Annotated in this window: 1 pseudogene; it reads right to left on the bottom strand. The window is 29.0% G+C overall.

Annotated elements, in window-relative coordinates:
* Positions 1–104: 104 nt before the first annotated feature.
* Positions 105–365: pseudogene (locus Q0838_RS14270) on the bottom strand (IS110 family transposase); the annotation flags it as partial.

Raw genomic sequence — 365 nt, 5'->3', positions numbered from 1 at the left:
AAATCAGCTATAAACCATTCTTGTCTTTCTTTATTTTTTGTGAGATGTCTTTCTTTAATTCCGCTTTCGCGAAAGCGAACTCGTAAAAGTCCAGGGTATAATTATTATACAAATAAAGGATTCTCTACCGATACTTTCTTACCTGATTCTAATAGATAATAAGCCAGTTGGTAATGATAATATCCGGTAGCTTCCATTACACAATGACTGTTATCATCTAATAATTTTACGAACTTTTTAAAGCCTGAAAAACTATTTTTAAACTGGTAATAATTACCATCAGCATCTGTAACATCAAATACCAAATGACTAATGTCTATTCCGAAATATTTAATATCTTTATTCATAACAAAATGTTTTTTGAA

It is taken from the genome of uncultured Nonlabens sp. (genome assembly GCF_947495285.1).
Taxonomy (GTDB): domain Bacteria; phylum Bacteroidota; class Bacteroidia; order Flavobacteriales; family Flavobacteriaceae; genus Nonlabens.
The sequence above is the reverse complement of the archived record's forward strand: the minus strand, read 5'-3'. Positions and strand labels throughout refer to the sequence as shown.